This is a genomic window from Erwinia sp. S38, assembly GCF_016624545.1.
Lineage (GTDB): Bacteria > Pseudomonadota > Gammaproteobacteria > Enterobacterales > Enterobacteriaceae > Erwinia > Erwinia coffeiphila.
In genome coordinates, this window is the sequence record NZ_JACVTS010000005.1 from 97,822 (window position 1) to 116,990 (window position 19,169).

16 protein-coding genes are annotated in these 19,169 nt (G+C 56.4%); 14 read left to right on the forward strand and 2 right to left on the reverse strand.

Annotated elements, in window-relative coordinates:
- Nucleotides 1–42: 42 nt before the first annotated feature.
- Nucleotides 43–306, reverse strand: a complete 264-nt coding sequence (gene rpsT / locus IBT46_RS07635) for a 30S ribosomal protein S20 (protein ID WP_105594773.1) — start codon at nt 304–306, stop codon at nt 43–45.
- Between the two features lie 317 nt (nt 307–623).
- Here rpsT and ribF point away from each other — a divergent pair, with 317 nt between their 5' ends.
- Genes ribF through ispH form a run of 5 tightly spaced genes read left to right on the forward strand, consistent with a single transcriptional unit; the run spans nt 624 to nt 6,331 of the window.
- On the forward strand, nt 624–1,562 hold the full coding sequence (gene ribF, locus IBT46_RS07640) for a bifunctional riboflavin kinase/FAD synthetase (protein ID WP_105594772.1): 939 nt from the start codon (nt 624–626) through the stop codon (nt 1,560–1,562).
- 35 nt (nt 1,563–1,597) lie between these two features.
- Nucleotides 1,598–4,417: an isoleucine--tRNA ligase gene (ileS, locus tag IBT46_RS07645; RefSeq protein WP_200545139.1), complete on the forward strand. Its 2,820-nt coding sequence runs from the start codon at nt 1,598–1,600 to the stop codon at nt 4,415–4,417.
- A complete protein-coding gene (gene lspA / locus IBT46_RS07650; protein ID WP_200545140.1) occupies nt 4,417–4,923 on the forward strand; it encodes a signal peptidase II in 507 nt (168 codons plus the stop codon). The genes ileS and lspA overlap by 1 nt, the downstream gene beginning before the upstream one ends.
- 3 nt (nt 4,924–4,926) lie before the next feature.
- Nucleotides 4,927–5,397: an FKBP-type peptidyl-prolyl cis-trans isomerase gene (gene fkpB, locus IBT46_RS07655; RefSeq protein ID WP_200545141.1), complete on the forward strand. Its 471-nt coding sequence runs from the start codon at nt 4,927–4,929 to the stop codon at nt 5,395–5,397.
- Nucleotides 5,378–6,331: a 4-hydroxy-3-methylbut-2-enyl diphosphate reductase gene (ispH, locus tag IBT46_RS07660; RefSeq protein WP_200545142.1), complete on the forward strand. Its 954-nt coding sequence runs from the start codon at nt 5,378–5,380 to the stop codon at nt 6,329–6,331. Before fkpB ends, ispH begins: the two co-directional genes overlap by 20 nt.
- Nucleotides 6,332–6,931: 600 nt before the next feature.
- Here ispH and IBT46_RS07665 read toward each other — a convergent pair.
- Entirely contained in the window at nt 6,932–7,141 is a 210-nt protein-coding gene (locus tag IBT46_RS07665) for a hypothetical protein (RefSeq protein WP_234480019.1), read from the reverse strand.
- 199 nt (nt 7,142–7,340) lie between these two features.
- Here IBT46_RS07665 and dapB point away from each other — a divergent pair, with 199 nt between their 5' ends.
- The 9 genes from dapB (at nt 7,341) to IBT46_RS07710 (ending at nt 19,169) form a co-directional block, all read left to right on the forward strand.
- Nucleotides 7,341–8,162: a 4-hydroxy-tetrahydrodipicolinate reductase gene (dapB, locus tag IBT46_RS07670; RefSeq protein ID WP_200545144.1), complete on the forward strand. Its 822-nt coding sequence runs from the start codon at nt 7,341–7,343 to the stop codon at nt 8,160–8,162.
- Nucleotides 8,163–8,628: 466 nt separating this feature from the next.
- Nucleotides 8,629–9,777 (forward strand): glutamine-hydrolyzing carbamoyl-phosphate synthase small subunit, encoded by a 1,149-nt coding sequence (gene carA / locus IBT46_RS07675; protein ID WP_200545145.1) that lies wholly within the window; start codon nt 8,629–8,631, stop codon nt 9,775–9,777.
- Nucleotides 9,778–9,794: 17 nt separating this feature from the next.
- The gene (carB, locus tag IBT46_RS07680) at nt 9,795–13,019 is read left to right on the forward strand and encodes a carbamoyl-phosphate synthase large subunit (RefSeq protein WP_200545146.1); all 3,225 of its coding nucleotides are present in this window, start codon (nt 9,795–9,797) and stop codon (nt 13,017–13,019) included.
- 195 nt (nt 13,020–13,214) lie between these two features.
- Nucleotides 13,215–13,958 (forward strand): phosphatase PAP2 family protein, encoded by a 744-nt coding sequence (locus tag IBT46_RS07685; RefSeq protein ID WP_200545147.1) that lies wholly within the window; start codon nt 13,215–13,217, stop codon nt 13,956–13,958.
- A gap of 222 nt (nt 13,959–14,180) precedes the next feature.
- Nucleotides 14,181–14,900 carry a FadR/GntR family transcriptional regulator gene (locus tag IBT46_RS07690; protein ID WP_200545148.1) on the forward strand — a complete coding sequence of 240 codons (720 nt, stop codon included), beginning with the start codon at nt 14,181–14,183 and terminating at the stop codon, nt 14,898–14,900.
- Complete coding sequence (locus tag IBT46_RS07695) at nt 14,881–16,038, forward strand: PLP-dependent transferase (RefSeq protein ID WP_200545149.1); 1,158 nt, start codon at nt 14,881–14,883, stop codon at nt 16,036–16,038. Before IBT46_RS07690 ends, IBT46_RS07695 begins: the two co-directional genes overlap by 20 nt.
- Before the next feature lie 43 nt (nt 16,039–16,081).
- Nucleotides 16,082–17,365, forward strand: coding sequence for a sugar ABC transporter substrate-binding protein (locus IBT46_RS07700; RefSeq protein ID WP_234471978.1), 1,284 nt, complete (start codon nt 16,082–16,084; stop codon nt 17,363–17,365).
- A gap of 42 nt (nt 17,366–17,407) precedes the next feature.
- Nucleotides 17,408–18,331: a carbohydrate ABC transporter permease gene (locus tag IBT46_RS07705; RefSeq protein ID WP_123337309.1), complete on the forward strand. Its 924-nt coding sequence runs from the start codon at nt 17,408–17,410 to the stop codon at nt 18,329–18,331.
- A 10-nt stretch (nt 18,332–18,341) separates the two neighbouring features.
- Nucleotides 18,342–19,169: a carbohydrate ABC transporter permease gene (locus tag IBT46_RS07710; protein ID WP_105594759.1), complete on the forward strand. Its 828-nt coding sequence runs from the start codon at nt 18,342–18,344 to the stop codon at nt 19,167–19,169.

Sequence of the window (19,169 nt, forward strand, 5' to 3'; positions counted from 1 at the left end):
CGCCGTAAGGCGGTCTTTTTAACGCGGATTCACAAGCCGGCATTACGCCAGGTTGCTGATCTGTGCAGCCAGGTTTGCTTTATGACGAGCAGCCTTGTTTTTGTGGATCAGGCCTTTAGCTGCCTGGCGGTCCACGATAGGTTGCATTTCATTGAATGCAGCCTGTGCAGCTGCTTTATCGCCAGTAGCGATAGCTGCGTATACTTTCTTAACAAAGGTACGCATCATTGAACGACGGCTAGCGTTGTGCTTACGACGCTTCTCAGACGTTACGGCGCGTTTCTTAGCTGATTTGATATTAGCCAAGGTCCAACTCCCAAATAGTTCTATGAGGACAATTCAAAGGCCGAGGAATATGCCCTTTTCGCCTTCGGTTGTCAATGGATTTGTGCAAATAAGCGCCGATGAAACATTGGCACTTGGTTACGTTTCGATGGCGCAAGATTCTACCAGCATAAGCCTGGCGAATACAGCTTATTCACAAGAAAAAATATAATCCCATGGCCAGCGAGTACCATACAGAATGAAATGGCAGTAAGAAAGCGCGAAAGCCCGCAATCGCGGGTTAACCTTCATCGCTGTACAAGGTATAATCCGCCGATTTCCACAAATTTGAGCCAGCCATGAAGTTTATCCGCGGTATACATAACCTGAGAGAGCAGCATCGCGGCTGCGTACTGGCTATCGGTAATTTCGATGGCGTACACCGCGGTCACCAGGCGCTGCTGGCGCGCCTGTGCGAAGAAGGGCGACAGCGCAACCTGCCGGTGATGGTGATGCTGTTTGAACCCCAGCCGCTGGAGCTGTTCGCGGCTGACGGTGCCCCGGCGCGGCTGACCCGCCTGCGTGAAAAAGTTCGTTACCTTGAACAAGCCGGTATTGATAACGTGCTGTGCGTGCGCTTCGACAGGCGTTTTGCTGCCCACACGGCGCAAAGTTTTATTGCTGATTTGCTGGTCGATAAGCTGGGCGTGCAGTTCCTTGTCGTCGGTGATGATTTCCGCTTTGGCGCTGGTCGCCAGGGCGATTTCCTGTTATTACAGAAGGCTGGCGTCGAATACGGTTTCGATGTCATCAGCACCCAGACATTTTGCGATAATGGCAAACGCATCAGCAGCACGGCGGTACGCCAGGCGCTGGCAGACGACGATCTGGCGCAGGCCGCCGTTTTGCTGGGGCATCCCTTCAGCATTTCTGGTCGCGTGGTCCACGGCGATGCGCTGGGCCGGACGATTGGTTTCCCCACCGCTAACCTGCCGCTGCGTCGTACCGTTTCCCCGGTAAAAGGGGTGTATGCCGTTGAGGTCCTGGGCCTTGGGGAGCGTCCGCTGCCGGGCGTCGCCAATATTGGCACTCGACCCACCGTTGCCGGGCTGCGTCAGCAGCTGGAAGTGCATCTGCTGGATGTCGCAATCGACCTATACGGGCGCCATATTGATGTGGTGCTGCGTAAAAAAATTCGCAACGAGCAGCGCTTTGCCTCGCTCGATGCACTGAAAGAGCAAATTGCTAAAGATGTGGTGACTGCCCGCGACTTTTTCGGGCTGAAGACACCGGTTTAAACAGAACTGAAGCGAAATACGGAATCGAGAATCTGATGAGTGACTATAAATCAACCCTGAATTTGCCGGAAACGGGGTTCCCGATGCGTGGCGATCTGGCCAAACGCGAACCGGGAATGCTGCAACGTTGGTATGATGACAAACTGTACGGCATCATCCGCGAAGCCAAAAAAGGGAAAAAAACCTTTATCCTTCATGATGGCCCTCCTTATGCGAACGGCAGCATTCATATTGGTCACTCAGTAAACAAGATTCTGAAAGATATTATCGTTAAGTCGAAAGGCATGGCGGGTTACGATTCGCCGTACGTACCGGGCTGGGACTGCCACGGTTTGCCTATCGAGCACAAAGTTGAGCAGATGATCGGCAAGCCGGGCGAGAAAGTGACCCCGGCCGAGTTCCGTGCTGCCTGCCGCAAATACGCTGCCGAGCAGGTTGAAGGACAGAAAGCCGACTTCATCCGCCTGGGCGTGCTGGGCGACTGGGATCGCCCGTACCTGACGATGAACTTCAAAACCGAAGCCAATATCATCCGCGCGTTAGGTAAAATCATCGGCAACGGCCACCTGCACAAAGGCGCTAAGCCGGTGCACTGGTGCCTGGACTGCCGCTCTGCGCTGGCGGAAGCCGAAGTGGAGTATTACGACAAAACTTCTCCATCCATTGACGTGATGTTTAACGCGCTGGATGCTGATGCCGTGCGCGCGAAGTTCGGCGTTGCCGCTTCAGAAGGCCCGGTTTCGTTGGTTATCTGGACCACCACCCCGTGGACCATGCCGGCCAACCGCGGTATCTCACTGCATCCGGAATTTGAGTATCAGCTCCTGCAGATCGAAGGCCGCAGCCTGATCCTGGCGAAAGAGCTGGTGGAAAGCGTGATGAAGCGAGCGGGCGTTGCAGAGTGGACCGTGCTGGGCGAGTGCAAGGGTGAGGCGCTGGAGCTTCAACTGTTCCAGCATCCGTTCCTGGAGCAGATCCAGTCGAAAGTCGTGCTGGGTGAGCACGTTACGCTGGAAGCCGGTACCGGTGCTGTGCATACCGCACCGGGCCACGGCCCGGATGACTATGTCATCGGTCAGAAATACGGTCTGGAAACCGCGAACCCGGTTGGTCCGGACGGTAGCTATCTGCCGGGTACTTATCCAACGCTGGACGGTGTAAACGTCTTTAAAGCCAACGATATGATCGTTGAACTGCTGAAAGAGAAGGGCGCGTTGCTGCATGTTGAAAAACTGCGCCACAGCTATCCGCACTGCTGGCGTCACAAAACGCCGATTATCTTCCGTGCTACCCCGCAGTGGTTTATCAGCATGGATCAGAAAGGCCTGCGTGCGCAGTCGCTGAAAGAGATCAAAGGCGTACAGTGGATTCCGGACTGGGGCCAGGCACGTATCGAAGCGATGGTGGCGAACCGTCCTGACTGGTGTATCTCACGCCAGCGTACCTGGGGCGTGCCGATGGCGCTGTTCGTGCATAAAGACACCGAGCAGCTGCATCCGGACAGCCTGGCGCTGATGGAAAAAGTCGCGCTGCGCGTAGAGGAAGAAGGTATCCAGGCATGGTGGGATCTTGACCCGCGTGACCTGATGGGTGATGACGCCGACAACTATGTAAAAGTACCGGATACGCTGGACGTATGGTTTGACTCCGGCTCCACCAGCTACTCCGTTGTGGATGCGCGTCCTGAGTTCGGCGGCCATGCACCGGATATGTATCTGGAAGGTTCTGACCAGCATCGCGGCTGGTTTATGTCTTCACTGATGATTTCAACGGCGATGAAGGGCAAAGCGCCTTATCGTCAGGTACTGACCCACGGTTTCACCGTTGACGGTCAGGGCCGCAAGATGTCCAAATCGCTGGGCAACACCGTTTCGCCGCAGGACGTGATGAACAAACTGGGTGCGGATATTCTGCGTCTGTGGGTGGCTTCTACCGACTACTCAGGTGAAATCGCCGTATCCGACGAAATCCTTAAGCGCTCAGCCGACAGCTATCGCCGCATTCGTAACACCGCGCGCTTCCTGCTGGCTAACCTGGCGGGCTTTAATCCGGAAACCGATTTGGTGAAACCGGAAGATATGGTCGTTGTCGATCGCTGGGCAGTGGGCCGTGCGCTGGCAGCACAGAACGATATCGTTGCCTCTTATGAAGCCTATGACTTCCATGAAGTCGTTCAGCGCCTGATGCAGTTCTGCTCGGTGGAAATGGGTTCCTTCTACCTCGACATCATCAAAGACCGTCAGTACACCGCGAAGGCCGATGGCCTGGCGCGCCGCAGCTGCCAGACTGCACTGTGGTACATCGCCGAGGCGCTGGTGCGCTGGATGGCACCGATCATGTCGTTTACCGCCGATGAAATCTGGGGCTACCTGCCGGGCAAACGCAGCCAGTACGTATTTACCGAAGAGTGGTTCGATGGCCTGTTCGGCCTGGCGGCGGATGAGTCCATGAACGACGCCTACTGGGCGGATCTGCTGAAAGTGCGTAGCGAAGTGAACAAGGTGCTTGAGCAGGCGCGTGCAGACAAACTGATCGGTGGCTCTCTGGAAGCCAGCGTAACGCTGTATGCCGATGCTGAGCTGGCCGCGAAGCTGAACAGCCTGGGTGAAGAGCTGCGCTTTGTGCTGCTGACCTCCGGTGCTCAGGTGGCGGATTACGCTCAGGCTGGCGACGACGCGCAGCAGAGCGAGATCGTCAAAGGCCTGAAGATCGCTCTGCGTAAAGCAGACGGTGAGAAGTGCCCGCGCTGCTGGCATTACACCACCGATATCGGCCAGAACGCTGCGCATGCAGACGTTTGTGGCCGCTGTGCCACCAACGTCGCGGGCAGCGGCGAACTGCGTAAGTTTGCATAATGAGCCGCCCCGTTCTTTCTACCGGATTGCGCTGGTTGTGGCTGGTGCTGGTGGTGATTGGCATCGATTTCGCCAGCAAGCAGTGGATTATGAATACGCTGATGCTGCACGAGTCGATGCCGGTGATGCCATTTTTTAACTTCTTTTATGCTCACAACTACGGCGCGGCGTTCAGCTTCCTCGCCGATAAAGGTGGCTGGCAGCGCTGGTTCTTCGCCGGCATTGCCATCGCTATTGTCGTCGTGCTGCTGGTGATGATGTACCGTAGCCCGGCGAGCAATAAACTGAATAACATCGCCTATGCGCTGATCGTGGGTGGCGCATTGGGCAACCTGTTCGACCGGTCATATCATGGCTTCGTGGTGGACTTCATCGATTTTTACGTTGGAGACTGGCACTTCGCCACGTTTAATATCGCAGACTGCGCTATCTGTATAGGTGCTGCGCTGGTCGTACTGGAAGGGTTTATCAGCCCGGCCGGTAAACAGGCTAAGAATAAAGGGTAGGGCATGATCGATTCTGTACAGCGCGACAGCTCACTGCTGGTGCATTTCACCTTAAAACTGGCGGACGGTTCTACCGCAGAATCCACGCGTAACAACGGTAAGCCGGCGCTGTTTTGTCTGGGTGACGGCAGCCTGTCCGAAGGGCTGGAAAACCAGCTCATCGGGCTCAAGGTGGGTGACAAGCACGCCTTTGCGCTGGAGTCTGAAGACGCTTTCGGCGGCATCAGCCCGGATTTAATCCAGTATTTTTCCCGCCGTGATTTTATGCAGGCGGGAGAACCGGAGATTGGCGCAATCATGCTGTTCTCCGGCATGGACGGTAACGAAATGCCCGGTGTGATCCGTGAAATTTCTGGTGATTCTATCACCGTGGATTTCAACCATCCGCTGGCCGGGCAGACCATTCATTTTGACGTAGAAGTACTGGAGATTAATCCGGTACTGGAGGCGGCGAATGCAGATCCTGTTGGCTAACCCACGCGGTTTTTGTGCGGGCGTTGATCGCGCTATCAGCATTGTCGAGCGTGCGCTGGAGATGTACGGCGCACCGATTTACGTTCGTCATGAAGTTGTGCATAACCGCTACGTGGTGAACAGCCTGCGCGAGCGCGGGGCGATTTTTATTGAGGAAATCAGCGAAGTGCCGGATGGCTGCATTCTGATTTTCTCCGCCCACGGCGTTTCCCAGGCGGTGCGTGCAGAAGCGAAAGCGCGCGATCTCACTATGCTATTCGATGCCACCTGTCCGCTGGTGACCAAAGTCCATATGGAAGTTGCGCGTGCCAGCCGTAAGGGCACCGAGGCGATCCTGATTGGCCACGCCGGTCACCCGGAAGTGGAAGGCACCATGGGCCAGTACAATAACCCGAAAGGGGGGATGTACCTGGTGGAAGCGCCCGCTGATGTGTGGAAGCTGCAGGTGAAGGATGAAGACAACCTGTGCTTTATGACTCAGACCACGCTGTCGGTGGACGACACTTATGAAGTGATCGATGCCCTGCGCGCGCGTTTCCCAAAAATTGTGGGTCCGCGCAAAGACGATATCTGTTACGCGACGACCAACCGCCAGGAAGCGGTGCGTACGCTGTCGAAGGATGCGGACGTGGTGCTGGTGGTGGGTTCGAAAAACTCCTCTAACTCCAACCGTCTGGCCGAACTTGCGCAGCGCGCCGGTAAGCTGGCGCGGCTGATCGATTCTGCCGATGATATTCAGGAAGAGTGGATCAAAGGCGCGCGCTGCGTTGGCGTTACTGCCGGTGCATCGGCTCCTGACGTGCTGGTGCAGGAAGTTATCCAGCGGCTGAATCAGCTTGGCGGTGTGGATGCCATTGAGCTGATTGGTCGCGAAGAGAATATCGTGTTTGAAGTGCCGAAAGAGCTTCGCGTTGAGGTTCGGCAGGTCGATTAATCGGCTTGTTTCGCTGGCTGTTGCACAGATGGCTGGACGAATAGTTTGCTGTGATTTCGCTGGCTATCAGATAGGTTGCAGCGAGGACGGGTGGGCTTTGGCCTGGCGGTCCTCGCACCGGGCTTTGCCCGGTTCCCTCACTACGTTCGTCAGCCTTTTGGACCGGTGAAGATGGCGCGTCCCTGCGCCAGCTTCACCTCTCGCCAACGTCCTGTTGGCAAGTCCAGTCTTCCTCTCTCCGTTCCGCGCTGCGGATTGCCCTGCCAAAGCCCACCCGTCCTCGCCTCACTTTCCGCGTTGCCTGTTGAATACGATCATATATCTGACGTTATCTTTAGACTCGCTACATCCATTGATGAAAGGGGACAGTGCATTCCACAGCGCTGAGGTGGAGGCAGCAGTCCAGGAGACGGCAACAGAGATAGCCAAAAGCCAGTAAATCTATGAAGCAATGGCCGCATATCTACTCGCTGTATCTGACGCTGTCTTTGAACCCGCGACGCCATTGATAAAAGGGGGGACAGCCTCTGCGGCTGCAGGGCATTCCGCAGCGCTGAGGCGGAGGCAGCAGGCCAGGAGACACCAACAAGGATGTTGGTGTCAGGTGAAGTTGGGGCAGGGATGCACCATCTTCACCGGTCCGACAGGCCGGATGCCGTAGACGAAGGCACCGCGCAGCGGCGCGAGGACCGCCCGAAAGCCGCAGAGGCTGTCCCCTAACCCAAAGCTATCAGCGGCAAAAACACCAGCCACACCATGATCCAGCTTTCTCCCTAACCCAAAGCCATCAGCGGCAAAAACATCAGCCACGCCATGATCCAATCTTCTCCCTAACCCAAATCCATCAGCGACAACCTCTCCCCGATCCGCCATAAATCTGTTTTACTGATAATCTGCGCCAGCTGGCGTAAAATTCTAATTATGTGGTTTTAATTGTGGCGCAGAGGTTAACGCGTGGTTAATCTGTATGCGCTTTGCATGCATAGAAATCTGTCAGGAATGAATAATTATGAGTAACGCAGAAATCCGTATCGCCGTTGTGGGAGCCGCAGGGCGTATGGGGCGTCAGCTGATTCAGGCTGCTGTTCAGGCTGAAGGTGCACGTCTGGGTGCCGCCGTAGTGCGTGCCGGTTCTTCTCTGGTTGGCAGCGATGCCGGTGAACTGGCGGGTTGTGGCGTACAGGGCGTGAAGATTAGCGACAGCCTGGATGCGGTGGTCAACGACTTCGACGTATTGATCGACTTCACCCGCCCGGAAGCGACGCTGAACTATCTGGAATTTTGCCGCCAGCATAAAAAAGCGATGGTAATTGGTACTACCGGTTTCGATGACGCCGGGAAAGCCGCAATCAAAGCCGCTGCGGAAGATATCGGTATCGTGTTTGCCGCCAACTTCAGCGTCGGTGTGAATCTGGTGCTCAAGCTGCTGGAAAAAGCGGCCAAAGTGATGGGCGAGTACGCGGATATCGAAATTGTAGAAGCGCATCACCGTCATAAAGTCGATGCTCCTTCCGGCACGGCGCTGGCAATGGGTGAGGCGATTGCCGATGCCATGGACTGGGATCTGAATGAGCACGCGGTTTACGCGCGTGAGGGGATCACCGGGGAACGTAAGGCGCAGACCATCGGTTTTGCTACCGTTCGCGCGGGCGATATCGTTGGTGAGCACACCGCGCTGTTTGCAGATATCGGTGAGCGGGTAGAGATTACCCACAAGGCTTCCAGCCGCATGACCTTTGCTAATGGTGCGGTTAAAGCAGGATTATGGTTGGGTGCGCATAAATCAGGTCTTTTTGACATGAGAAGCGTGCTTAATCTTGATGATTTATAAGTGTTGTAAACCATCGTGATGTGGTTATTTCAATCATAAGTTTATGATTGGATGGGCAATAATTTTATTGCCCTTTTTATTTTTTAAAAATGACATCTTTTTGTCATTTATCATCTGTAGTCCTTGTAATATTACCTTTACCCCTTCTGAGAACTCCTTTTTATAAGATTTTTGACCATTTGGTCCACTTTTTCACGTTCCGGCATCCGTTTTTATGCATTCACTGGCAGGCAACCGATTTTATTGCCAGGATATGTGGTGTTTTCAGCGTTAATCTTCTTATAAACCAACCAGTGAGTTAAAAAGTGAAGAAAAAGTGCCTCGCAGGGTAGACATTCGCGAGGGCGATCATTAGAATGCGCGCAATTTGCCAAAAACTGAGCAGTCAGGCAGTTTTTGCATTGATTCAGTGCTATTTCTGAATTAATATGCAGATATTGTGACTGTTTATTCCCTGGAGGATGTTTTGATTAAGTCAGCGCTCTTGGTTCTGGAAGACGGAACCCAATTCCACGGTCGGGCCATCGGGGCAACCGGATCGGCAGTGGGAGAAGTTGTTTTCAACACTTCAATGACCGGTTATCAAGAAATCCTCACTGATCCTTCCTATTCCCGCCAAATCGTTACTCTTACTTATCCCCATATCGGCAATGTCGGCACCAACTCAGCTGACGCAGAATCTACTCAGGTACATGCACAGGGTCTGGTGATCCGTGACTTACCGCTGATTGCCAGCAACTATCGCAATGAAGAAGGGCTGACCGACTATCTGGTCCGCAACAACATTGTCGCTATTGCCGATATCGATACGCGTAAGCTGACTCGTCTGCTGCGCGAAAAAGGGGCGCAGAACGGCTGCATTATTGCCGGAGATGCACTGGACGCTGCTGTGGCGCTGGAAAAGGCTAAAGCCTTCCCTGGCCTGAAAGGCATGGACCTGGCGAAAGAAGTGACCACCCCGGAAGCCTACAGCTGGCTGCAGGGTAGCTGGACGCTGGAAGGCGACCTGCCTGCGGCGAAAGCGGAAGGTGAACTGCCGTTCCACGTAGTGGCCTACGATTACGGCGTGAAGCGCAATATTCTGCGTATGCTGGTGGATCGCGGCTGCCGCCTGACCGTGGTGCCTGCACAGACTCCGGCTGAAGACGTATTAAAGCTGAACCCGGACGGTATTTTCCTCTCCAACGGCCCTGGTGACCCGGAGCCGTGCGACTACGCCATCAGCGCGATTAAGCGTTTCCTGGAAACCGATATTCCGGTATTCGGCATCTGCCTCGGTCACCAGCTGCTGGCGCTGGCCAGCGGTGCAAAAACCGTGAAGATGAAACTTGGTCACCACGGTGGCAACCACCCGGTGAAAGATCACGATAAGAGCACCGTGATGATTACCGCCCAGAACCACGGTTTTGCCGTTGATGATAGCAACCTGCCTGCGAATCTGCGCGTGACGCATACCTCACTGTTTGACCACACGGTCCAGGGTATTCACCGCACGGATAAAGCGGCTTTCAGCTTCCAGGGTCACCCTGAAGCCAGCCCGGGCCCGCACGATGCAGCCCCCCTGTTCGATCACTTTATCGAACTGATTGAAGCTTACCGTTCCAGCGCGAAATAAGGTCAGGAGAGAGAGCAATGCCAAAACGTACAGACATAAAAAGTATCCTGATCATTGGCGCAGGTCCTATTGTTATCGGTCAGGCCTGTGAATTTGACTATTCCGGTGCGCAGGCGTGTAAGGCGCTGCGTGAAGAGGGCTACCGCGTCATTCTGGTGAACTCTAACCCGGCGACCATTATGACCGACCCGGATATGGCCGATGCGACCTACATCGAGCCGATTAACTGGGAAGTGGTGCGTAAAATCATCGAAAAAGAGCGCCCGGATGCCGTGCTGCCAACCATGGGCGGCCAGACTGCGCTGAACTGTGCGCTGGAGCTGGAGCGCCGTGGCGTGCTGGAAGAGTTCGGTGTGACCATGATTGGTGCTACCGCCGATGCGATTGATAAAGCCGAAGACCGTCGCCGCTTCGACGTGGCGATGAAAAGCATCGGCCTGGACACCGCGCGTTCCGGTATCGCCCATAATATGGAAGAAGCGCTGGCGGTTGCCGCCGACGTGGGCTTCCCGTGCATCATTCGTCCTTCCTTCACCATGGGCGGCACCGGCGGCGGTATCGCTTACAACCGTGAAGAGTTCGAAGAGATCTGCGAACGCGGTCTGGATCTGTCGCCAACCAACGAGCTGCTGATTGATGAGTCGCTGATTGGCTGGAAAGAGTACGAGATGGAAGTGGTGCGTGATAAAAACGATAACTGCATCATCGTCTGCTCGATTGAAAACTTCGATGCCATGGGGATCCACACCGGTGACTCGATTACCGTTGCGCCAGCACAGACGCTGACCGACAAAGAGTACCAGATCATGCGTAACGCCTCGCTGGCGGTGCTGCGTGAAATCGGCGTGGAAACCGGTGGCTCCAACGTGCAGTTCTCCGTTAACCCGGAAAACGGCCGCCTGATCGTTATCGAAATGAACCCGCGCGTATCACGCTCTTCCGCGCTGGCATCGAAAGCGACCGGCTTCCCGATTGCTAAAATCGCCGCCAAGCTGGCGGTGGGCTTCACCCTCGATGAGCTGACCAACGATATCACCGGCGGCCTGACCCCGGCATCGTTTGAACCGTCTATCGACTACGTGGTGACCAAGATCCCACGCTTCAACTTCGAGAAATTTGCCGGTGCTAACGACCGTCTGACCACCCAGATGAAATCCGTGGGTGAAGTGATGGCGATTGGCCGCACGCTGCAGGAATCCATGCAGAAAGCGCTGCGCGGTCTGGAAGTGGGCGCGCATGGTTTCGACCCGAAAGTTGACCTTAACGATGCTGAAGCGCTGACCATCATTCGTCGCGAGCTGAAAGATGCCGGTTCAGACCGCATCTGGTACATCGCCGACGCCTTCCGTGCCGGAATGACCGTGGAAGATGTCTTCGCACTGACCAACGTGGATCGCTGGTTCCTGGTGCAGATTGAAGAGCTGGTTCAGCTGGAGCAGCAGGTAGCGAAAGTCGGTCTGAACGGCCTGACCTACGACTTCCTGCGCACCCTGAAGCGTAAAGGCTTTGCCGATGCGCGCCTGGCAGCGGTTGCCGGTGTGACCGAATCAGAAATTCGTAAACTGCGCGAGCAGCACAACCTGCACCCGGTGTACAAACGTGTGGATACCTGTGCGGCCGAGTTCTCGACCGACACCGCCTACATGTATTCCACCTATGAAGAAGAGTGCGAAGCGAACCCGAATCAGGATCGCGACAAAATCATGGTGCTGGGCGGCGGTCCAAACCGTATCGGTCAGGGTATCGAATTCGATTACTGCTGCGTTCACGCCTCGCTGGCGCTGCGCGAAGACGGTTTCGAAACCATTATGGTGAACTGTAACCCGGAAACCGTCTCCACCGACTATGACACCTCCGATCGTCTGTACTTCGAGCCGGTAACGCTGGAAGACGTGCTGGAAATCGTGCGCATCGAGAAGCCGAAAGGCGTTATCGTACAGTACGGCGGCCAGACTCCACTGAAACTGGCGCGTGCGCTGGAAGCCGCAGGCGTACCGGTTATCGGCACCAGCCCGGACGCGATTGACCGTGCTGAAGACCGCGAGCGTTTCCAGCAGGCGGTTGACCGCCTGGCGCTGAAACAGCCTGCCAACGCCACTGTGACCACCATCGAAATGGCGGTAGAGAAAGCGGCCACCATCGGCTATCCGCTGGTTGTGCGCCCTTCCTACGTGCTGGGTGGCCGGGCGATGGAAATCGTTTACGACGAAATCGACCTGAAGCGCTACTTCACCACCGCAGTTTCCGTTTCCAACGATGCGCCGGTGCTGCTGGATCGCTTCCTGGATGACGCGGTAGAAGTCGACGTGGATGCGATCTGCGACGGTGAGCAGGTGCTGATTGGCGGCATCATGGAACATATCGAACAGGCTGGCGTTCACTCCGGTGACTCCGCCTGCTCCCTGCCGGCCTACACGCTGAGCAAGGAAATTCAGGATGTGATGCGTCAGCAGGTTGAGAAGCTGGCCTTCGAGCTGGGTGTACGTGGTCTGATGAACGTGCAGTTTGCGGTGAAGGATAACGAAGTTTACCTGATTGAGGTGAACCCTCGTGCCGCTCGTACCGTGCCGTTCGTCTCCAAAGCCACCAGCGTGCCGCTGGCGAAAGTGGCCGCGCGCGTGATGGCCGGTAAAACGCTGGCTGAGCAGGGCGTGACCGAAGAAATTATCCCGCCGTACTTCTCGGTGAAAGAAGTGGTGCTGCCGTTCAACAAGTTCCAGGGCGTGGACCCTATCCTTGGCCCGGAAATGCGTTCTACCGGTGAAGTGATGGGCGTAGGCCGCACCTTCGCTGAAGCCTTCAGTAAAGCGATGCTGGGTGCGCAGAGCAACATGAAGAAGAGCGGTCGTGCGCTGCTGTCGGTTCGTGAAGGCGATAAGAAACGTATCGTTGAGCTGGCGCGTCGTCTGCTGGGCTTCGGCTTTGAGCTGGATGCCACCGACGGTACCGCAGCCGTGCTGAAGGCTGCCGGCATCGAAGTGCGTCGCGTCAACAAGGTGCATGAAGGCCGTCCGCACATTCAGGACCGCGTGAAGAACGGTGAGTACGTGTATATCGTTAACACCACCGCAGGCCGCCAGGCGATTGAAGACTCCAAGCTGATCCGCCGCAGTGCGCTGCAGTATAAAGTGCACTACGACACCACGCTGAACGGTGCTTTCGCTACCACCAACTCGCTGAACGCCAGCGCGATCGACCAGGTTATCTCCGTGCAGGAAATGCACGCGCAGATTAACGGCTGATCACGGCTTAAGTGACCATGAACCCTCGCCCCGGCGAGGGTTTTTTATTTGCGCGATGATTTCCTGGAGATTACCGGTTTTGTGATCTCATGGCTTGCAACAATATCCCGGCGTTATAGGATTGCCGGGTTGGTTGGATTGTTAGGTGCTGAATGAACAGCCTGTTGTATACCAAGAGTAATAGGGAAATTGATAATGAAAAAAATCGTCCTGGCGACGTTAATCGTTGCCGTTATGTCTCCGCTGGCCTTTGCTGCGAAAGATGTCACCACCAAACCTGATGTTTACTTCCTGAAAGAATCACAATCCATTGACAGCCTGGCGCTGCTTCCTCCTCCTCCGGCGGTGGACAGCATTGAGTTTCTCAATGATAAAACCCAGTACGACGCGGGAAAAATGCTGCGTAACACCCCACGGGGTAAGCAGGCATGGAAAGATGCGAACGTTGAGGGTGACGGCGTGGCAGAAGCGTTTTCAGACGCTTATGGCATGTCCATCAACAAAGAAAAAACGCCTGAACTGGATCGTCTGGTAAAAAAAATGCGTGAGGATGCGGGCGATCTTGCTACGCGCAGCGCCAAAGAGCATTACATGCGTATCCGCCCGTTTGCCTTCTATCATGAGGCGACCTGCCGGTCTGATGAAGAAGGAAAACTGTCAACCAACGGCTCTTATCCTTCCGGGCATACCACCATCGGCTGGGCTACCGCGCTGGTGCTGTCCGAGATCAACCCCGACCGCCAGGGCCAGATCCTGCAGCGGGGCTATGAGATGGGGCAGAGCCGGGTGATCTGTGGATATCACTGGCAAAGCGATGTGACGGCTGCTCGCGTGGTGGCGTCAGCCATTGTTGCGCGTCTGCATGCGGAACCAACGTTTATCAGCCAGCTGCAGAAAGCCAAAGACGAATTTAAACGCCTGCAGGGCAGCACGCACTAATTTACGCCTTCCTTTCGCCACCAACACTCGATTAGCGGCTCCGTCGTTCGGGGCCGCTGTCTGCGCATTCGCTGCGCAATTCATCCTAAATCTGCACTCTTGCCGATCAGAAGATTTGCTTATTCCTCGTCTCTTTTCTTATAAATCAGCATGTTAACTTTTGGCATCAAAATTGCCTTATCTGAATCAGGTTGAGTTGTTGGACCAATTTCAGGAGGCAGCATGTCATCACTTCCCACCGCACTGGCACCGATAGCCGTACAGCACAGCGATGTGCTGGTGCTTGATGCGCTGACGCGCTACGTCGCGCAGTCAGGGATGCAGATCGGCGAGCGCCTGCCGCCGGAGCGGGTGCTGGCAGAGCAGCTTGCCGTTAGCCGCAATACGGTGCGCGAAGCGCTGAAACGCTGGGAAACGCTGGGCATTATCATGCGGCGTAAGGGCAGCGGCACCTTTCTGCAGGCCGAAGTCACCAGCAATGACAGTTTTCTGTCGCTGCGCTTCAAAAACGACTCACAAAACATGCTGCACGCGCTGGAGGTCCGCCGGATTATTGAGACCGAATCCTGCGCACTGGCGGCGGTGCGCGCCACGGCGGATAACCTGTTGCTGATTGAACAGCGTCTGCTGGAGATGGAGCGCGTACACCTGGCCGTCGGTTCCGCCGGCGCGGAGGACTGGCTATTTCACTCCAGTATTTACCAGGCGGCGCACAACCCGCTGTTACTGCATATGGTGGTGGGGCTGTACGACACCCTGCACGCCTTTTTTGAATCCCCGCCCGAGCAGGCGCTGTTCAGCGACTCGTTTCCGCTACACCGCACACTGTTTCAGGCCATACAGCAGCGCGATGCCGATGAGGCAAAGCGCGTCAGCCATCTGATTCTCGACATAACCGAACGTGACATGAAGGACGTGATCCATGCAGCCAGAAAAGCGTAGTGACCAGACCCAGTTAACCCACGATGCCCGTCATGACAAAGGGGCCGTATCGCCGCCGATTTACCAGTCTTCGCTGTTCAGCTTCAGCGACTACGACAGCATGATTGCCCGCTTCCGTGGCGACAGCGATCAGCCGCTCTATTCCCGCGTGGATAACCCGACGGTGAAAGAGCTGCAGGAAAAGGTGGCGAAGCTGGAGCAGGGGGAAGCCTGCCTGGCATTCAGCAGCGGCATGGCGGCGATCAGCAACGCCATTCTCAGCGTGGTATCGCCCGGTGACAAAGTGGTGTGTATCAATCACGTTTACCCGGATACCTATCGTTTCCTGCGTGGCTTCTGCCAGCGCTTCCGTATTCGCAGCGAATTCGTCGACGGTGAGTCGCTCGAGTCGGTTAAAGCGGCGCTGTCCGGCGCGAAACTGCTGTATCTGGAAAGCCCGAGTAGCTGGGTGATGGGCGAACAGGACCTGCGTTCGCTGGCCGAACTGGCGCAGTCGATGGGCGTCACCACCATTATCGACAATAGCTGGGCGTCGCCGCTGTATCAAAAACCGCTGACGCTGGGTATCGATATCGTGGTGCATTCCGCCTCGAAATACATCAGCGGCCACAGCGATGTGGTGGCCGGACTGGTGATTGCCAGCCGCGAACGCATTGCCGCTATCACCAGCGGGGTCAGCCCGTTCCTCGGCGGCAAGCTGTCGGCTAATGAAGCCTGGCTGCTGATCCGCGGCCTGCGAACGCTGCCGCTGCGTATGCGTCAGCATCAGGAGAGCGCCCTGAGCATTGCCCGGCAGTTGCTGGCGCATCCGCAGGTCACCCGCGTTTATCACCCCGGTCTTGAACCGCTGCCTTCCTCCGCCCTCAGCGGCTACAGCGGGCTGTTTGCCTTCGAACTGGATGAGTCGGTAGATATTCCCCGCTTCTGTAATGCGCTTGGCCTGTTCCATATGGGCGTGAGCTGGGGCGGTTTTGAGAGCCTGGTGATGCCGGCGATCTCGGTGCTCAACCAGGCAGGAGAGTTTAATTCCGCTCGCGATTTTGGCGTGTCGCCCCGCGTGGTGCGCGTCTCTATCGGTCTGGAAGAGACGGAAGAGTTGTGGCTCGACTTGCAGCAGGCGATTGCCGCCGCACGCTAAACCCCGCCCGGCGGGACATTTCATCTAACCAGAGGTCATCATCATGCAACATCCTATGCGCGCTTTGTTATGCCAGTGCGTGGTCGCCGCCCTGGGAATGGGTGCCGCGGTCTTTAGCCAGGCCGCCACCAAACTGACGCTGGTAGAGGTGATCACCAGCCCGGCAAGGACCGCCGTTTTGCAGGAGATGCTGACGGACTACAAGAAACAGCATCCGGGAACGGAAATCGAGGTGATCTCGCTGCCGTGGGGCCAGGCGTTTGAAAAGCTGGGCACCATGCTGCAAAGCGGCCAGGTGCCGGACGTAGTGGAGATGCCGGATACCTGGCAGGGGCTGTACGCCAGCAACAATATGCTGGAAGACCTGGAGCCGCAGCTGAAAAGCTGGTCTGCCACGCCGCAGCTGACCGACAAGGCGCTGGCGATGGCGCGTGCCGCCAACGGTAAAGCGACGATGATCCCTTACGGCTTCTATTTGCGGGCGATGTTCTGGAACAAGAAGCTGTTCCAGCAGGCGGGCCTGAGCGAAGCGCCGAAAACCATGGATGAGTTTGTTGCCGATGCGAAGAAAATCAGCGCGCTGGGCAACGGCATCAGCGGCTACTGCATGCGCGGTGGCGTGGGCGGCACCAACGCGTGGATGATGTTTATGGCGGCGATGAACGGCTCGCCGGACTTCTTCGATAAACAGGGTAACAGCACGCTGACCCAGCCCGGAGCGCTGAAGGGGGCGCAGCTGCTGGTGGATATGTACCAGAGCGGCGGCGCACCGAAGGATAGCGTGAACTGGGGCTTTAACGAGATCGTTTCCGGCTTCTACTCCGGTAAATGCGCGATGCTCGATCAGGACCCGGATGCGCTGATCGCCATCAAAAACAGCATGCCTGCCGAGGACTTTGCCGTAGCTCCGATGCCGGTTGGCCCGTCGGGTAAAGCCTTCCCGACCATTGGCTATACCGGCTGGTCGGTGTTCAAACAGGCAAAACAGAAGGATCAATCCTGGCAGCTGATCCAGTTCCTCAGCAGCGAGTCAAACAACCTCACCTGGTCGAAGTTCGTCGGTACGTTGCCGATCTACAAGGGCGCGGAAAACGATCCTTACTACCACTCGCCGCAGTTTGCCGGCTGGTTTGCCGAGCTGAACAGCCCGAACTACGTGCCGCTGACCATGCCGACGCATCTGAAAGGCTGGGGCTACTTTAACTCGGTGATTGTGAAGGAAAGCTCGCAGGAAACCCTGCTGGATCAGAATGATACGGAATCCATGGTCAAGGACTGGGCGAAATACCTGACGAAAGAGCAGAAGGCCTGGCTGGCCACGCAATAACAGTGATTCCCGCTCAGGCGGGAGCCTTTACGGAGACGCCCTATGATGCTTGATACCCCCGCTGGCCGCGTCGCCAGCGCTCCGCGCTTTGCTCGCCTGCGTATGCTGGCCGAGCCGTGGCTTTACCTCAGCCCGACGCTGGTGCTGATCGGGCTGTTTATTTTTGTGCCGATGATGATCGGCATTTCCTACGCCTTCCAGAATATTCAGCTGTTGAATCCCATGGACAGCGGCTGGGTCGGTCTGGATAACTTTCGCCAGATGTTTGACGATCGGCGGTTCTTTAAGGCGCTGGGCCATACCGTGAACTGGACGCTGACCTCGCTGGCGCTGCAGTTCGCGCTGGGCCTGGGGCTGGCGCTGCTGCTGAATCGCGAGTTCCCGCTGCGCCGCTGGGCGCAGGCCTTGGTGTTTCTGCCGTGGGCAGTACCGGCATTTTTATCCGGCCTGACCTGGTCGTGGCTGCTTAACCCGGTAATCGGTATTTTGCCGCACTGGCTGGTGGATCTGCACGTGCTCAGCGAGCCGTACAATATCCTCTCCGATCCGCAGCTGGCACTGTACGGACCGGTGATCGCCAACGTCTGGTTTGGCATTCCCTTTTTTGCCATCACTCTGCTTGCTGCCTTGCAGTCGATCCCGAAGGATCTCTATGAAGCCGCGTCGATGGACGGTGCCAGCGGCTGGCAGCAGTTTAAGCGCGTGACGCTGCCGTTCCTGGCTCCGATGATCGCGATTACCGTGATGCTGCGAACCATCTGGATCGCCAACTTTGCCGATCTGATCGTGGTGATGACCGACGGCGGCCCCGCCGGTTCCACCTCGATCCTCTCCAGCTACATCTTTACCACCGCCTACCGCAAGCTGGACTTCGGCTATGCCTCGGCGATGGCGGTATTCCTGCTGGTGCTGATGACCTGCTACGCGCTGGTGCTGCTACGCATTCGCCAGCGTCTGTTGAAATAAGGAGGCGACGATGAGTGCTCTGTTACGTTTGATTGGCCATCGTGCCGGTATCCTGTGTTATCTGTTATTTGCGCTGTTCCCGCTGTACTGGGTGATCAAAATTTCGCTGACCCCCGATCCCCTGTTGTTCAGCGAGGGCGTCCGGCTGTGGCCAGCGTCGCTGACCCTGGACCACTTCCGCCGGGTGCTGGTGGAGAGTGACTTCCCGACCTTCTTCACCAACAGTCTGATCGTCTCGTTCGGCACCGCTGCGCTGTCGACTGTGGTGGCGGCCGCTGCGGGCTACGCGTTTTCCCGCTTTGGCTTTCGCGGCAAAACGGTGATGGCTGCGGCGCTGCTGTTTACCCAGATGTTCCCGCTGGTGATGATCCTGGCGCCGATTTATAAGGTGATGGCGCCGCTGGGGCTGACCAACAGTCTGTTCGGTCTGATCCTGGTTTACAGCGCGTTCAACGTACCGTTTGCCACCTTTCTGATGCAGTCGTTTTTCGATGCGATCCCGAAAGATCTGGAAGAGTCCGCGATGCTGGAAGGGTGCACCCGCTTCCAGGCGCTGTATCGGGTGCTGATGCCACTGACCCTGCCGGGGATGGCCGCCACGCTGGGGTTTGTCTTTACCGCCGCGTGGAGCGAACTGCTGTTCTCGCTGATGCTGATTAATAAAAACGAAGTGATGACCTTCCCGGTCGGTCTGCTGAGCTTCGTGTCTAAATTCGCCGTTTCCTGGGGAGATATGATGGCCGCCGCCGTGCTGGCGCTGATCCCCGCCTGTCTGTTTTTCGCCTTCATTCAGCGCTACCTGATCCAGGGGCTGACGGCTGGCGCGGTAAAAGGATAA

What these genes read in the sequence shown, in the direction of transcription:
- ileS (WP_200545139.1), top strand. Translation starts at nt 1,598, where the DNA reads ATGAGTGACTATAAATCAACCCTGAATTTGCCGGAAACGGGGTTCCCG.
- fkpB (WP_200545141.1), top strand. Translation starts at nt 4,927, where the DNA reads ATGATCGATTCTGTACAGCGCGACAGCTCACTGCTGGTGCATTTCACC.
- dapB (WP_200545144.1), top strand. Translation starts at nt 7,341, where the DNA reads ATGAGTAACGCAGAAATCCGTATCGCCGTTGTGGGAGCCGCAGGGCGT.
- IBT46_RS07700 (WP_234471978.1), top strand. Translation starts at nt 16,082, where the DNA reads ATGCAACATCCTATGCGCGCTTTGTTATGCCAGTGCGTGGTCGCCGCC.
- IBT46_RS07710 (WP_105594759.1), top strand. Translation starts at nt 18,342, where the DNA reads ATGAGTGCTCTGTTACGTTTGATTGGCCATCGTGCCGGTATCCTGTGT.
- lspA (WP_200545140.1), top strand. Translation starts at nt 4,417, where the DNA reads ATGAGCCGCCCCGTTCTTTCTACCGGATTGCGCTGGTTGTGGCTGGTG.
- IBT46_RS07685 (WP_200545147.1), top strand. Translation starts at nt 13,215, where the DNA reads ATGAAAAAAATCGTCCTGGCGACGTTAATCGTTGCCGTTATGTCTCCG.
- IBT46_RS07695 (WP_200545149.1), top strand. Translation starts at nt 14,881, where the DNA reads ATGCAGCCAGAAAAGCGTAGTGACCAGACCCAGTTAACCCACGATGCC.
- IBT46_RS07705 (WP_123337309.1), top strand. Translation starts at nt 17,408, where the DNA reads ATGATGCTTGATACCCCCGCTGGCCGCGTCGCCAGCGCTCCGCGCTTT.
- ispH (WP_200545142.1), top strand. Translation starts at nt 5,378, where the DNA reads ATGCAGATCCTGTTGGCTAACCCACGCGGTTTTTGTGCGGGCGTTGAT.
- carB (WP_200545146.1), top strand. Translation starts at nt 9,795, where the DNA reads ATGCCAAAACGTACAGACATAAAAAGTATCCTGATCATTGGCGCAGGT.
- ribF (WP_105594772.1), top strand. Translation starts at nt 624, where the DNA reads ATGAAGTTTATCCGCGGTATACATAACCTGAGAGAGCAGCATCGCGGC.
- IBT46_RS07690 (WP_200545148.1), top strand. Translation starts at nt 14,181, where the DNA reads ATGTCATCACTTCCCACCGCACTGGCACCGATAGCCGTACAGCACAGC.